Here is a 14253-nt window from a genome sequence, read left to right on the forward strand (position 1 = left end):
CTTATTTTATTATATGGTAAAGTTATATCAATATATTTATTTGGTGTGAAATGAAAAGAGGGAGCGTGAAAGAGTGGATTTTCGATTTGAATTTACAACAAAACTGAGAGAATATTTAGATGATGAGAAGGATGAAAAAATAATAAAGGATGGACACAGAGATATAATTTTTCAGTATTTATATCCTTTAGAGAGTGAAATTGGCTTTGTTAAAAATCCTAATTTTACTTTTTTGGCATCAGGAAGACGTTCACATATAGTATTAGAAAATATTGAATTTAAAACAGAAGTAAACGTAGAAAGTAATGTAATTGAAATTATAAAAATAGTGGATAATGTCGTTATTCCATTGGATACTATCGTAGCAAAGGATCGGGAATTATTTGCACTAGGGCGTAATGAGAAATTTAGTGTGCAAATATTAGAATATTATCTCTTTGAGACATTTGGTGAGAAGTTAGGTTTACAATAACAACTATGTTGGCAGAAGATTAAGGTTTACAATGAACCTAACACGGTACAGGCTAATAATTAGTGGAAATTGTTAAAAAGCTAATTAAAAGTATCGTTTTACATCATTCATGTTTGACCTTTTATTTATTTCGTACTACAATCTGTAGTGTGAAAGGAGTTATAATATGTTTACTCAAAACTACAAGTTAAATGAGCAAGGATTAAATCACTTTTTCGGACCGCTTGAAGCGAAAATTATGGAAATTGTTTGGTCTACTCAAGGTATTACTATTAAAGAAGTACAGCAAAAATTAAGTGAAGAATCCCCGGTGAATTTTAATACTGTAATGACAGTTATGAACAGATTAGTAGAGAAAGCACATTTAGAAAAACATATTGTGAAAAGAAGTGGCATATATCGTGCTGCACAAACGAAAAAAGAATTTTTATCTAATCAAACGAAGAAAATGACACAGGAATTAATGGGTGAATTTGGAGATCTTGTTGTGAACCATATGATAGATGAGTTAGAGCAAGCTGATCCGTCTTTAATAAAAAGGTTAGAAGAGAAATTAAATCAGCTAAAAAAAGAGGACCGATAACATGAAGTGGCAAATGCGTAAAATCGTTTTGTTAGCAGTGAGTATTAGTGTTCTTTTTTTTAGTATGTTAGTATACTACGTCACATACCCATTTCTTTTTCAAAATAAAGCATTTTTTCTTTCACAGTTTTGTTTATTTGAATTGCAAAAGCATATGAGGGAACTATCAATACTCCGCATTATGATGGCTGGATTACTGTTATTTACTATATTCATTATAAGTAAAAGAATTTGGAAGCAGTTTTTTTATAGTAAAAGATTGAAGAAAAATCTCGTGTCTATTACAAGAAAAGGAAAGCGAGTATACGTATTATCGACGTTACAGATTACAGCATTTACAATTGGGTTATTTCGACCGAAAATTGTAATTTCAGAAGGGATGTTTCAGTCGTTTTCAGAGGAAGAAATTGATGCGATTGTTTTACATGAGGAGTATCATCAAAAAAATCGAGATCCATTAAAATTATTTTTCTTTACACTGTTAGTGGAAGGAATGATGTATATTCCTATATTAAAAGGGATGCTACAGCGTTATCATGTGTATCAAGAGCTATCAGCTGATAAATATGCGATGCAAAAAATGAAATCTTCATTCGAGCTAGGTAGTGCGTTATTAAAATTAATTAAAATAAAGACGATGGAAAATAAATGTATTACAGCTTCATTTGCGAAAACCGCAATTAATTTACGGATCGAGCAAGTGTTGAATGAAAAAGTTGTTAAGCTCAATATACCATTACATACAAATTCAGTATATGTTACGTTAGGGCTATTTTGTATGTCGATTGTACTTATTGTCGGAGAGTGCATATAGCCTCTTTTTTTACTTATTAGCACTACAACTCGTAGTGCAATGCGGAGGAATAAAATGAATGCAGCGGATCTAACAATTTGGCTAGTAGTGGGGCCAGGGGTACTTTCATTTATATCACCATGTTCTTTACCACTATATCCATCTTATTTATCATATATTACAGGATTTTAGAAATGAGGAGGCAGAAAAGTGAAGAAACTAATTGTTATTATATTAGCCGGGGCATTAATTTGGGCAGGAGCTAACTTTTATAATACTAAGAAAGAAGAAAAAGAAAGAAAAGCGAAACAAGCGGAGTTACAAGAGAAAGAAGTATTACCACAAGTGGGATTTAAAGCGCCGAACATAACATTAAAAGGATTAGATGGGAAGCTTTATTCGTTAAATGATGCAAAGGGAAAACCATATATTATTAATTTTTGGGCATCATGGTGTGGCCCATGTGAAATGGAGGCTCCTGACTTAGTTCGTTTGTATGATAAATATAAAAAGGATGTTGAAATCTTTGCGGTAAATGCAACTATCGGGGATCCAGTACAAGAAGCGAGCGCATTTGCAGATCGTCACGGATTTAAATTTCCTGTTCTATTAGATATGGATGGAGTAGCTGGAATCGATTATAAAGTATTCTCGTTACCAACGACATTTTTTGTTAATAAAGATGGAATTATAGTAGATCAAGCACGAGGGGTATTACCTCCAGAACAATTAGAAGAGAAGTTTAAGAAATTAATTGAGAATTAAGAGGGGATTTTATAGTGATGGAGTGGATAGTGAGGTTACAACCAGTATCGCTTATAATAGGAAGTCTATTTGGATTTATAATGATGAAACGAAAGATGAGGCACCAAAATGTATCATATGAAAAAATGATGGATGTTGTAACAAATGCTTTTCTTATCATCGTATTTGTATGGAAATTTGCACCGGCAATTTTAAATCCAGTATGGGCAATAGGATCGCCATTGCAAGCGTTATTAGCTGTAGGAAGTATTCAGCACATTATAGTGGGGTGCATAATTGCAAGTATATACATTGTTTGGAAAAGTAAAAAGAAGCAATTTTCGCTTCGTATTTTACTTGATGCATTGCCTTTTGGACTATGCATGAGTATTATTTTTTATTTTCTATTTCATCAAAAATTAGGTGTACAAACTACAGTGCCTTGGGGTGTGAAAATATATGAATCTAAATTTTTATATCATCCTATTTTCGTGTATGAAATTGTACTCGCACTTTGTATAATAGGCTCGTTATGGTTAAAGAATGAAAGATTAGGAAATAGAAAGAATATAAGCTTCTTTCTAATCTGTGAAGGAATAGCTCATATACTCCTTTCGCTAATTAGTGAACAAAACTCGATTCTATTGGGTCTGTCTATACAGCAAATAATGAGTTTTTGTGTTATTAGTTTAGGTATTTTGTTAGTGCCAAAAAAATAAAAATAGCCATGTACGGAGAGCATCCGTGCATGGCTATTTTTAATAGTTATTTTGTAATAGTTTGTTGTAAAAAGAGAATTATATTTCTCTCTTTACAAGTACAATTCAGAGGAGTATATTTACAGACAGAATAGCTCAATTTGTATTTGGCAGCCGAATATGTATCGCTTAATCCATTATGGAGCGGGGGAACCAAATTTGTGCATATGGCACTAGGGGTGAATCCTTTTTATAGGTAGGGCTACTCTCAAGGTCCGAATCCGACAGCTAACCTCGTCAGCGTTTTGAGAGGGGGGACTTGTGTATATAAAAACACTAGGTGCAACCTAGTGTTTTCTTTTTTTATTCTCTTAGTAGCAAAAAATGAAAATATGTATTCTTAAAGAGAGGGAGAAAAGAATGAGCTGGTTTACAAGTCTAATTACAATTGGTCTATTCGTGTTAATCGCAAAACCTATGGGAGATTATTTATATAACGCTTTTCAAAAGCATCATTCATTTCAAAAAGTATTTGGACCGATAGAAACAGTATTATTTAAAGTGACTGGAGTTAAAGGTCATAGTCAAAGTGGTAAAAGATATATCTTTTGCTTATTAATGACGAATTTTTCTTTTATTGTAGTCGTATATACTATTTTTAGGTTACAAGGAATATTGCCGTTAAACCCTAATCATTTTGAAGGATTAGAACCTACTTTAGCTTTTCATACAGCGATTACGTTTATGACGAATGCAAATTTACAACATTATGGTGGTGAAAGTAGTTTATCGCATTTTTCTCAAATGATAGGCGTAACGTTTATGATGTTCGCGGCTCCAGCAACTTCAATGGCGGTAGGTATTACATTTATTCGTCTATTGGCTGGGAAAAGAATTGGGAACTTTTTTGTTGATTTTGTTCAATCTATTATACGTGTACTTCTGCCGATTGCGTTTATAACATCATTGTTATTTGTATTATTAGGAGTACCGCAAACCCTTGATCCAACAGTAACTGTGAAAACGGTAGCAGGAACAATACAAGAGCTTCCACGCGGGCCGGTAGCTTCTTTATTATCTATTAAAGAACTAGGTGACAACGGTGGCGGATTTTTTGGAACGGTTTCTGCACACCCTTTCGAAAATCCTAATATGGTCAGTAATGTGTTGCAGATGGTATTACAAATGCTAATGCCAATGGCGTTTCCATTTGTATATGGGAGAATGGTCGGTAATCGAAAGCAAGGAAGAATGCTTTTTATATCAATGCTTATTCTTTTTATAATTGGTTTCTCGGTTCTTGCTACGACTGAATTAAAGGGGAATCCGCTGTTAAATCAATTAGGATTAGAAAGTTCACAAGGAAATATGGAAGGGAAAGAAACGCGTCTCGGTGTTATTTCTTCAGCTCTTTACGCGAATGTTACAAGTGCCTCTGGTACTGGTGGGGTCAATACGACTCATGACACGTTAACGCCAATTGGAGGGATGGTCCCGCTTGTAAATATGCTTTTAGGAGCAGTGTTTGGTGGTATTGGAGTTGGGTTTATGAATATAATCATGTATGCGATGATTGCTGTGTTTTTAGCAGGATTGATGATCGGCCGTACACCGGAATTTTTGAATAAGAAATTGGAAGGAAAAGAAATGAAGTTAATCGCGATTACGATTGTATCTCAGCCATTACTTATTCTTGGAGCGGCGGCAATTGCTTTTTCGACTTATCATGGAACGGATGCCATTTCCAATCCTGGTTTTCACGGTTTAACTCAAGTAATATATGAATATACGTCGTCAGCTGTTAATAATGGATCTGGATTTGAAGGGTTAAAAGATAATACACCGTTTTGGAATCTTTCAACTGGTATTGTAATGTATATTGGTAGGTATTTTGGAATCATTACAATGCTTGCTGTTGCAGTAGGGCTTAAAAAGAAGAAGATTATCCCTGAAACGATAGGAACCTTTCAAACTGATACTCGTTTATTTGGCGGGATTTTGTTAGGGACAATATGTATAGTAGGTGCATTAACATTTTTACCAGTGCTCGTACTTGGCCCAATTGCTGAATTTTTAACGATAATTTAACTGTATCATGTAATAAAGAAGGGTAATCCGTGTTTTTTAGGATTACCCAGTTTTCATTTTCATAATATGAACTAAAAAATCGGCGGAGTAACAGAAAATAAAACAATTGCATTTTTCTCGAATTGATTCACCCATTTATGCTTTAGATAAGCCGGTATTTTTACACTATCACCAGTTTCTAATATGTATTCCTCGTCATTTAAATACAATGTAATCTTCCCGTCTAATACAAATGCTAATTCTTCTCCTTTATGTTCTAAAGGATTTTCTGATGAAGAAGTATTTGGAGGAACAGTCATAATTGCTGTTGCTAAATTTCCTGTGAAATCAGGCGATAACAATTCATATGATAAATTATCAATAATCATTTTTTTTCGTTTATTAGAACGAACGATTAAATCGTCTGTATTTGTTTCTTCAAGTAAAAAACTAAATGTTGGAACATCAAGAGCTTTTGCGAGTACCTTTAATGTTTGAATGGAAGGATTAGCAGAACCACGTTCAATTTGACTAAGCATAGATGGTGTAATTTCAGCCAACTTTGCTAGTTCTTTACTAGTTAACCCTTTTTCTTTTCTTTGTCTTTCAATTTTTTTACCAATATCTATATTTTCCATAATAAATTCTCCTTAATATTTATTAAATTATATTTAAATAAATTAAATTAAAATTAACTAAAACTGAATTTTGTGTTAAACTATATTAAAATTAATTCAATTATAATTTATTGTATGGCTAGCTACAAGGATATGAGGAGGAAGAGGAATGAAGGAGATAGAGGCATTAAAAGAACGATACCCACTATTAAACAACCTTATTGCAACGGAAGAAGTATTTTGGGTGAACCCGAATACGGAAAAGTATGAAACGGCGATAAAAGGTTCACCGCTTAATGAAGAAAATGTAAAAAATGCAGAAGAGAGGTTAAAACGCTTCGCACCATATATTGCAAAGGTTTTTCCTGAAACGCAAGAAACGAGCGGAATTATAGAATCTCCTTTAGTGAAAATACCTACTATGAAACAATCTTTAGAGAAAAATTACGGGCAATCTATTTTAGGAGAATTATTATTAAAGTGTGATGGTCATCTTCCAATATCAGGATCAATAAAGGCAAGAGGTGGCATAAATGAAGTGTTGAAACATGCTGAGCAATTAGCTTTGCAGCATGGAATGTTAACTGAGCAAGATAATTATTCAATTTTAGATAGTGATAGATTTAGAGAGTTTTTTGCGAAATATTCTATTGCGGTAGGTTCGACAGGAAATTTAGGGCTTAGCATCGGTATTATGAGTGCGAAATTAGGTTTCAATGTGACAGTTCATATGTCAGCAGACGCAAAAGAATGGAAAAAAGATTTATTAAGAAGCAAAAATGTAAACGTTATTGAATATGAAGCTGATTATAGTAAAGCGGTAGAAGAAGGACGTCAACAAGCAGATGCTGATCCTAGTTGTTATTTTGTTGATGACGAAAATTCACATGACTTATTTTTAGGATACGCAGTAGCAGCGTCTCGTTTGCAAAAACAATTAGAAGAGTTAGAGATTGTAGTAGATGAAGAACATCCTTTATTCGTTTATCTTCCGTGCGGAGTCGGTGGGGGCCCAGGTGGAGTAGCATTCGGTTTAAAGTTATTGTATAAAGACAATGTTCATTGTTTCTTTGCTGAGCCTACGCACTCTCCATGTATGCTACTAGGTTTAATGACGGGACTTCACGATAAAATTTCCGTTCAAGAAATCGGCATTGATAATGTAACAGAAGCTGATGGACTTGCGGTAGGAAGACCATCAAGATTTGTCGGTAAAACGATGGAACCGTTTTTGAGCGGGAATTATACAGTAAGCGATGAAGAGTTGTATAGATTGTTAAAAGAACTGGCTGATACTGAAAACATTTACTTAGAGCCTTCTGCGTTAGCAGGTATGATAGGTCCGTTAAATGTATGTAAAGTTGAAAATGAGTATTTACAAAAACATCAGTTAATGGAAAAGGTAAAGAAAGGTACACATATTGTATGGGGAACTGGTGGGAGTATGGTACCAGAAGATGTAATGAGTGAGTATTATAAAAAAGGTGTGAAATTGACGTTAAAAGAAAAATGAGGCTATTTGCAGCCTCATTTTTCTTTTATTTATATGGAATGTTTAAAAAATAGGGAGGAGTAAATTATTATGACGAGTGTAAAAATAAAAGTGTATAGCAAATGTTCAACAAGAGCAGCTCCTATCCAGTCTCCTAGCTCTTTAGAAGTATCACTTTAAATACTCGGCATAAATGAATGAGTAATTCCCAAAAATGTATAAGTAAGAAATGTTCCATAAAACCTTCCTAATAAGATAACTAACCTTGACAAAAGGTATCCTCCAAATATAATTTCTTCTTCAATACCAATATTTTAATTAAATAGTAATAGAGATAATAAAACATTTCTAAATTTAGCCCATTTATTTTTTTGATACTTATAGGAATCATTATAAAAACTTTGTTATTTTCACCCTAGTTCTTTATAGTATAGATATAAAGGATTGCTAATATTGATTAAATATAATAAGAAAAGCTTTATTTTATATAATAAGAGGATGTGTGTATACGATGTCATTACAGACAAAATATATAGCGGGTATTTCGCTTGGAGTTATGGGGATAGGCTTTGCGGCTTCTATCCCTTTTCAAGGAACGGTAGCAGGGGAAATTATACAAGGGGGATTTGAAGCGGGATTAGTCGGCGGGCTTGCGGATTGGTTTGCGGTTACAGCTTTATTCCGTCATCCGTTGGGAATTCCGATTCCACATACAGCATTATTACCTAAAAATCGGAAGCGGGTAACAAAGGGGCTCGTTTCTACGTTAGAAAATGAATGGCTGACGAAAGAAAGTATTACAAGTAAAGTAAAAGAAATGCAGCTAGCACAAATGGTACTGCAAATTGCTGAAAAAGAGTTGCAGTCTGATGCTGTGAAAAAAGGGATTGTAACAATTGCTGAGAAAGCGATTCTTCAAATAGATACGGAAAAATTAGCGGTTATTATTGAAAAAGAATTAAAAACATATTTGCATACAATTGACACAAGTAACATATTAAAAATGCTTGTTGATCAATTAGTAGTGCAAGAATATGATGAAAAAACACTTGATTACATATTAGTAAAAGTGAAAGATTGGACGGCTCAAGATGAAGCTCGTTATCAGCTCGGAAGCTTAGGGATGAAGGCGATGGAAAACATAAAAGTAGATGGATTTTTACAGTTTACTTTGAAATCGTTTATGAATATTGTAGATGAAGATAAAATTGGAGGCATTTTGCAAAAGTTTATTATTAGCAATATTAACAGCTTGCAAGATGCTGATAATAGTACAAGACAACTTATAGTAATGAAGATTCGTCAAGAGCTTATAAATGTGAAAGAAAACGAAGCTTTATTACAGGAATTAGAGAATTGGAAAGAAAAATGGATTGCCAATTGGAATGCTACTGACAAAATAAAAGAGATGCTAGAGCAAGTACAACAAAGAGCAGTTACCTTCGTGCAAAATGAAGAATTTGCTAATAAATACCTTGTTCCATTTTTAAAAACACAAATTAATAAAGTAAAAGAAGACGCACTGACTGTTCAAAAAATAGAAGAGTGGTTACAAAAGCAAGTTGTCACGCTTGTTGAAAAAAATCATTCGAAAATTGGAAAGCTCGTACAAGAAAATCTTGATAAGCTAGATGATAAAACATTAATCGAAATGATTGAAAATAATGTGGGGAAAGATTTGCAGTGGATCCGTGTGAACGGGGCTGTTTGTGGCTTTATGATTGGATTAGTTTTAGAAGGAATTAAAGCGATTATATGAGAAAAACCTTCCACAAATGTGGAAGGTTTTTTACTTTTCGATAACGCTCATATTTAAATTATAAGCCTTCTCAATATTTACTTTATATGTCCCATTTCCTGTTTTAACCGTGTTTTTATACCAATGTTCTCGTTCGTTTAATTCTGGATTTTCTTCCGAAGAATTATCTTCTTTTTTCGTTAAGTTTTCTACTTGTTCCCAAGGTGTATTTCCGTAAGTTTCTTTTTGATTTGTTACGGCTGTTAAAGATACATCACTTTCTTTTGCTAAATGAACAGATACATTGGAACTTTCTTGTACAAACCAATTATTTTGTAATTGACCTGGATAAAGAGATAGTTCGTTATTTGAAGCGCGAATTTCCACATTTTTATTTTGCGGGAGTACAAGCGTTGGTTTCACCTGTGTTGCGGAGTTAAATAACGTATGCTGAACTGGTAATGATTTTAATGTTACGTACATCGTTTCTCCAGCCGTTTGAACTGAAAGAAAATCCTCTTGTTTTAAATTGAGTTTTTCATTTGCTTTCGTCGTCATTTCATATGTTCCGAGAAGATGAACTTGATTCGTGTTGCTACCTTCTATCGTTAGAGGATGGTTACCCGCATCTACTACAATTTTTGTAATAGATTCAGGCATACTAAGTTGCTCGGTAGGAATAGTACCAGTTTGTCTCGTTGTATTAATAGAATGACGTATTTCGTCTAGTAATCCAGTGGATAGTAAACAATAAAAAGCAATTCCTACGCTTCCTAAAACACCGATAAAGAAAATACTAAAAATATCATATTTAACAAAGGATTGCTCCTTCTTAGAAAATAGAAGGTAAAGTAAAATTTCAGTGCCAAGTATGATAAGTAAAACAGGCCACCATGCTGTTAGTATATCTAATGCTTGGACGCCTTTTACGACTGAAAATAGTAAAAAGCAACCTAATAAAATAATGGAAATCCCCATCGAGATGGTTCCAACACGCCATGTCCTCATTCTTTTGTCCCACCTTTGTTTTCTTTATTTCCAAGTAACAATTTAAAGCCGCCACCAATTAAGAGGAGCGCAACGATAGATGTTTGGAAATAGCGATAATACAGTTCGCTAAGATGAATATTAAATATAGTTGCAAAATAATCGTCTAAAATAGGAAGAAGAGTTTGATCTAATAAATAATAACCACCTAATGCAATTAACCCAATGCCGATCCATCTTTGATGATTTATAAAATAATCGATGATAGGTTCGTCATTTACGCGTTCTTTTCCGTATTTTGCTGTTTGCTGTAATGTGTCAAAAAAGCTATAAAACCAAATAATTGGTACTAAAAATAAAAACGCAGAGAGTCTTAATAAATCAAGTAAATAAATAGATAGTAAAAAGGCTGCCATAAGCTGAAGGCCACGGCGCTGTAAGCCTAAATACATATGTCCTGCTCCAGGAAACATTGCTAAAATAGAAGCGAATGTTTTACTTTTCTTTCCTTGTTCTCGATGCTCTTCAAATTCTTCAAAAATAGTACGATCATCTAGTTGCTCATCAAGTTCTTTTTTCTGTAGTTGCTGAACAACGTCAAAGAAGTTATAAATCCATAAAACAGGTAGCGTAATAAGGAAAATAAGGAAACCTTCTTGATGAGTTAGTAATGTAACAAATACAATCATGCTACCTAGGCCTGTGCATGCAACTAAAAATGTAAGACCACGCTGCATAAGTCCTAACTGAAAATGTCCAAGTCCAGGGATGATTGATAGGAGAATGATATAAAATCTTTCACTTTCTTTAGTAGTTTCTAGATTTTGTTCTGCATCTTGTTTTTGTGATTGATTTATAAGAGTAATGACTAGGTCAATTAAATTGATTGTCCATAAAGCTGTAAATAAAAATAGGAGAAGAAAAATAATTTTATGATCTCCGTAGAGAACTGTAATACCTGCTGTAGCAATAAATAGTAATAAAGCTCCTCCACTATATAAAATAAACCGTCCTATCTTTTTTAAATATAAATGTCCAAGCCCAGGAATTAGCCCTAATACAAGTGCTAAAAAGGGATTTTTATTCATGCTTTAAACCTCCGTCCTTTTTGGATGTGTGCACTGTTTTGTTTACAATTTGTTGTGAGATAGAAGTTTCATTTTCTTTAGAAGATTTCTCGAAATTAGATGTCGCTGTGAAAATATAATGGAATAAACCACTTACCATAAAAATGATTGTAGCCGCAGTCGCAATTATGTAATGAATGACCGTGCGCTTTAGCTGGTTTGATTTCATATTTTCATTAGGCTGTAACGTTTCAAAATTAATTTGCGCCATAACTTCGTTTGTAAATGAATCATCATTTATCATTGGAAGGTTTTCATGTTGTTCATCAATACTTTCCATATAAAGTGCTAAACAATGATCACATTCATAAAGGTGTTCTTCCATAGATTCACGTTCATTGCTTGCTATAAGATCTAGCGTATAATTGCTCCAATCTTCTTTTGCATAATGCGTCATAGAAACTCTTCCTCCTTCCAATGTTTTTTAATCCATTTTCTTGCCCTATACAGTTTCATTTCGACGTTCTTTACTTCGAGGTTTTCCTGTAAAGCAATTTCTTGATAGCTTTTTTCTTCTAAATAATGTGCGAGAACAACATCACGGTAATTTTCGGGTAGTTCTCTCAGTTTTTGAGCAATCAGTAATTTTTGCTCTTTCGTCAATAATAAAGCCTCAATATTATGAGAGGATTTTATATTTTCTTCAGTTTCTTTACATAAGGAGAGTTCTTCGTTTTCTCTAGCTTTTTTCCTCTTATAATCAATAGCGTGATTGGTGGCAATACGTGCCATCCACGTTTTTAAACCGCGAAATTGATAATTAGGGAGAGAGGCGTGAATTTTTACGAATACTTCTTGTGTCACATCTTTGGCATCTTCTTCATGTCTTAAAATAGAAAATATAACTTGGAAAATATAATGACGATACGTTTGTACAAGGATACGAAAAGCATGCTCACTTCCTTGTTGTGCTTTTTCAATTAATTGTCTTTCCTCAATCGTTCTCTCCCTCCTTTTTGACGCATTCTATTATATAGACGTCAGAAATGATAAGTCACCCTACACATGTTGTAAAAAAAGAATAATATATTTTTAGAGAAGGGGCTATATGAAAAAGGTGTGAAAAAATGGTAAGCAGAAGTATATAATGAGCAAGTAGGCAATGATACGAGGAGAAAGGATGTGAATGTTAGTAGGGGGAGGTCCATACTAGCAAACATGAAAATTAAAATATTAATAGCGGATGATAATTCATTTATAAGAGAAGGTATGAAGATTATTTTAAATACATACGAAGAATTCGAGGTATTAGAAACTGTAAATGATGGAAAAGAGGCTGTAGCGTATTGTAAAAAGCATGAAGTTGATATTGTGCTTTTAGATGTTCGTATGCCAAACATGAATGGGGTAGAGGCGACGAAGTTAATTTGTGAAGAGACAAAAACGAAACCTCTTATTTTAACGACGTTTGATGATGATGAATATATTTTGGACGCAGTGAAAAACGGAGCGAAAGGTTATTTATTAAAGAATAACGATCCGGAGCGTATTCGTGATGCAATAAAAGGAGTATATAACGGCCAAACTGTTATGCAAGATGTGGTGCTTGATAAAATTAAGAGTAATTTACTAGAAAATAAAGAAACGGAGTCTAAAATAGATAAGAGCCTTTTCACAGAAAGAGAGCTTAGTATTATCGCATTAATTGCAAAAGGATTTTCGAATAAAGAGATTTCAAAGCAACTTTTCATATCAGAAGGAACGATTGCAAATTATATTACATCTATTTTAGGGAAAACTGGACTTGAACATCGCACACAAATTGCGATTTATTACTTAACAGGGAAAGTAGATTAATGATATGGAATTTTGGTTAACTGTAAGTAAACTTATTGTCTTTTTATATATAGTGTTCAGCTACATTCATTTAAATGTTACGAACTTACCGTGGATTATACTTACTTTGCTTATATATCTTTCTATAAATGTGATGATTTCTATATTAAAAAAAGATACGTACAATAAGGCTTTAATCTGCGTGTCAGTTGGCGTAATCATACTGTTTACGTGGAAGATTCATCCGTTTTTTATTTTGTTTTTACCTTTGAACTTATATGAAATTGCAACTTATTATATAGAAAAGAAATGGTTAATCTTTTTCATTATGATCCTTCCTATTATTTTTATAGGTGAAGATATTCAAATGACGTATGGACTTATTAGTGCATTTTGTTTTTTTTCCTTAACGATAGCCCACCGCTATATAGCACGATTATTAAAACTCGAAATGCAAAATGATAAAATGAGAAAAGACATACAAAGACTTACGAAAAGTTTAAATGAAAATAAAGATTACATAAGGCAATCAGAATACACATTTAAGTTGGAGGAGAGAAATCGATTATCTCAAGAAATTCATGATAAAATTGGTCACTCGATGACGGGTGCGCTTATTCAAATGGAAGCAGCGAAGAGATTAATGGAAATAGATAAAGTGAAATCTGCTGAGTTATTACAAAATGCAATTCATATTTCGAAAGACGGCATTGAAAGCATTCGGATTACATTAAAAAATATGAAGCCACCAACAGAGCAAATCGGCATTCATCGTATGAAATTATTCATAGAGGAATTTGCCGGTAAGCATGATGTGAACATTCCTTTCGTATATAAAGGCGATTTAGATATGATTTCTCCAATTCAGTGGAAGATTATTGGTGAAAATGTTACGGAGTCGTTAACAAATGCGATGAAATATGCTGATGCAACAGTCATTTCAATAGATATTCACGTGTTGAACAAGGTGATTAAAGTTCAAGTAAAGGATAACGGGAAAGGTGCAGTTCTTGTTAAAAAAGGTCTCGGTATTATGGGGATGGAGGAGAGAACAGCGTCTGTAAACGGGAAAGTTATTGTAGATGGGACAAGTGGTTTTTCAGTAACAATGTTGTTGCCGATATAAGGGAATGGGACGAGGATGAATCATCTCATATGA

General features: G+C 33.4%; 15 protein-coding genes, 1 pseudogene and 1 riboswitch. Of the genes and pseudogenes, 11 read left to right on the forward strand and 5 right to left on the reverse strand.

Features of this window, described 5'->3' with window-relative positions:
- Positions 1 to 73 precede the first annotated feature (73 nt).
- The 7 genes and pseudogenes from MR109_RS09625 to kdpA all read left to right on the forward strand — a co-directional run bounded on the left by MR109_RS09625 (position 74) and on the right by kdpA (position 5378).
- On the forward strand, positions 74 to 472 hold the full coding sequence (locus tag MR109_RS09625) for a DUF3942 family protein (RefSeq protein WP_098473082.1): 399 nt from the start codon (positions 74 to 76) through the stop codon (positions 470 to 472).
- A gap of 166 nt (positions 473 to 638) precedes the next feature.
- A complete protein-coding gene (locus MR109_RS09630) occupies positions 639 to 1055 on the forward strand; it encodes a BlaI/MecI/CopY family transcriptional regulator (protein WP_048373406.1) in 417 nt (138 codons plus the stop codon).
- 1 nt (position 1056) lies between these two features.
- Positions 1057 to 1869, forward strand: a complete 813-nt coding sequence (locus MR109_RS09635; protein ID WP_242271881.1) for a M56 family metallopeptidase — start codon at positions 1057 to 1059, stop codon at positions 1867 to 1869.
- Between the two features lie 54 nt (positions 1870 to 1923).
- Positions 1924 to 2034, forward strand: a pseudogene (locus tag MR109_RS09640) (cytochrome c biogenesis protein CcdA); the annotation flags it as partial.
- 24 nt (positions 2035 to 2058) lie between these two features.
- Positions 2059 to 2613, forward strand: coding sequence for a TlpA family protein disulfide reductase (locus MR109_RS09645; protein WP_242271882.1), 555 nt, complete (start codon positions 2059 to 2061; stop codon positions 2611 to 2613).
- A gap of 14 nt (positions 2614 to 2627) precedes the next feature.
- Positions 2628 to 3311, forward strand: a complete 684-nt coding sequence (locus MR109_RS09650) for a prolipoprotein diacylglyceryl transferase family protein (protein ID WP_242271883.1) — start codon at positions 2628 to 2630, stop codon at positions 3309 to 3311.
- 155 nt (positions 3312 to 3466) lie between these two features.
- Positions 3467 to 3609: riboswitch (cyclic di-AMP (ydaO/yuaA leader) on the forward strand.
- A gap of 101 nt (positions 3610 to 3710) precedes the next feature.
- Positions 3711 to 5378, forward strand: coding sequence for a potassium-transporting ATPase subunit KdpA (gene kdpA, locus MR109_RS09655; protein ID WP_178940304.1), 1668 nt, complete (start codon positions 3711 to 3713; stop codon positions 5376 to 5378).
- 71 nt (positions 5379 to 5449) lie between these two features.
- Here kdpA and MR109_RS09660 read toward each other — a convergent pair whose 3' ends face one another.
- A complete protein-coding gene (locus MR109_RS09660) occupies positions 5450 to 5995 on the reverse strand; it encodes a helix-turn-helix domain-containing protein (RefSeq protein ID WP_048373415.1) in 546 nt (181 codons plus the stop codon).
- A gap of 148 nt (positions 5996 to 6143) precedes the next feature.
- Here MR109_RS09660 and MR109_RS09665 point away from each other — a divergent pair, with 148 nt between their 5' ends.
- Together MR109_RS09665 and MR109_RS09670 are read left to right on the forward strand one after the other, a co-directional pair.
- The gene (locus MR109_RS09665) at positions 6144 to 7487 is read left to right on the forward strand and encodes a D-serine ammonia-lyase (RefSeq protein WP_242271884.1); all 1344 of its coding nucleotides are present in this window, start codon (positions 6144 to 6146) and stop codon (positions 7485 to 7487) included.
- Positions 7488 to 7977: 490 nt separating this feature from the next.
- Positions 7978 to 9225: a DUF445 domain-containing protein gene (locus MR109_RS09670; protein ID WP_242271885.1), complete on the forward strand. Its 1248-nt coding sequence runs from the start codon at positions 7978 to 7980 to the stop codon at positions 9223 to 9225.
- 30 nt (positions 9226 to 9255) lie between these two features.
- Here the strand turns inward: MR109_RS09670 and exsE are convergent, their stop codons facing one another.
- From exsE to MR109_RS09690, 4 genes are read right to left on the reverse strand one after another with little or no spacing between them, the layout of a single operon-like run.
- Positions 9256 to 10212 (reverse strand): exosporium protein ExsE, encoded by a 957-nt coding sequence (gene exsE, locus MR109_RS09675; RefSeq protein WP_242271886.1) that lies wholly within the window; start codon positions 10210 to 10212, stop codon positions 9256 to 9258.
- Complete coding sequence (locus tag MR109_RS09680; protein ID WP_242271888.1) at positions 10209 to 11279, reverse strand: hypothetical protein; 1071 nt, start codon at positions 11277 to 11279, stop codon at positions 10209 to 10211. Before MR109_RS09680 ends, exsE begins: the two co-directional genes overlap by 4 nt.
- Entirely contained in the window at positions 11272 to 11715 is a 444-nt protein-coding gene (locus MR109_RS09685; RefSeq protein WP_242271891.1) for a hypothetical protein, read from the reverse strand. The genes MR109_RS09680 and MR109_RS09685 overlap by 8 nt, the downstream gene beginning before the upstream one ends.
- Complete coding sequence (locus tag MR109_RS09690) at positions 11712 to 12257, reverse strand: RNA polymerase sigma factor (protein ID WP_308197272.1); 546 nt, start codon at positions 12255 to 12257, stop codon at positions 11712 to 11714. The genes MR109_RS09685 and MR109_RS09690 overlap by 4 nt, the downstream gene beginning before the upstream one ends.
- A 219-nt stretch (positions 12258 to 12476) precedes the next feature.
- On the opposite strand from MR109_RS09690, the gene MR109_RS09695 reads away from it, so the two are divergent.
- Both MR109_RS09695 and MR109_RS09700 read left to right on the forward strand, forming a co-directional pair.
- Positions 12477 to 13115, forward strand: a complete 639-nt coding sequence (locus tag MR109_RS09695; protein WP_025148965.1) for a response regulator transcription factor — start codon at positions 12477 to 12479, stop codon at positions 13113 to 13115.
- 4 nt (positions 13116 to 13119) lie between these two features.
- The gene (locus MR109_RS09700) at positions 13120 to 14220 is read left to right on the forward strand and encodes a sensor histidine kinase (RefSeq protein WP_242271893.1); all 1101 of its coding nucleotides are present in this window, start codon (positions 13120 to 13122) and stop codon (positions 14218 to 14220) included.
- Positions 14221 to 14253: the final 33 nt, after the last annotated feature.

This window comes from Bacillus cereus group sp. BfR-BA-01310 (genome assembly GCF_022664325.1).
GTDB lineage: Bacteria > Bacillota > Bacilli > Bacillales > Bacillaceae_G > Bacillus_A > Bacillus_A paramycoides.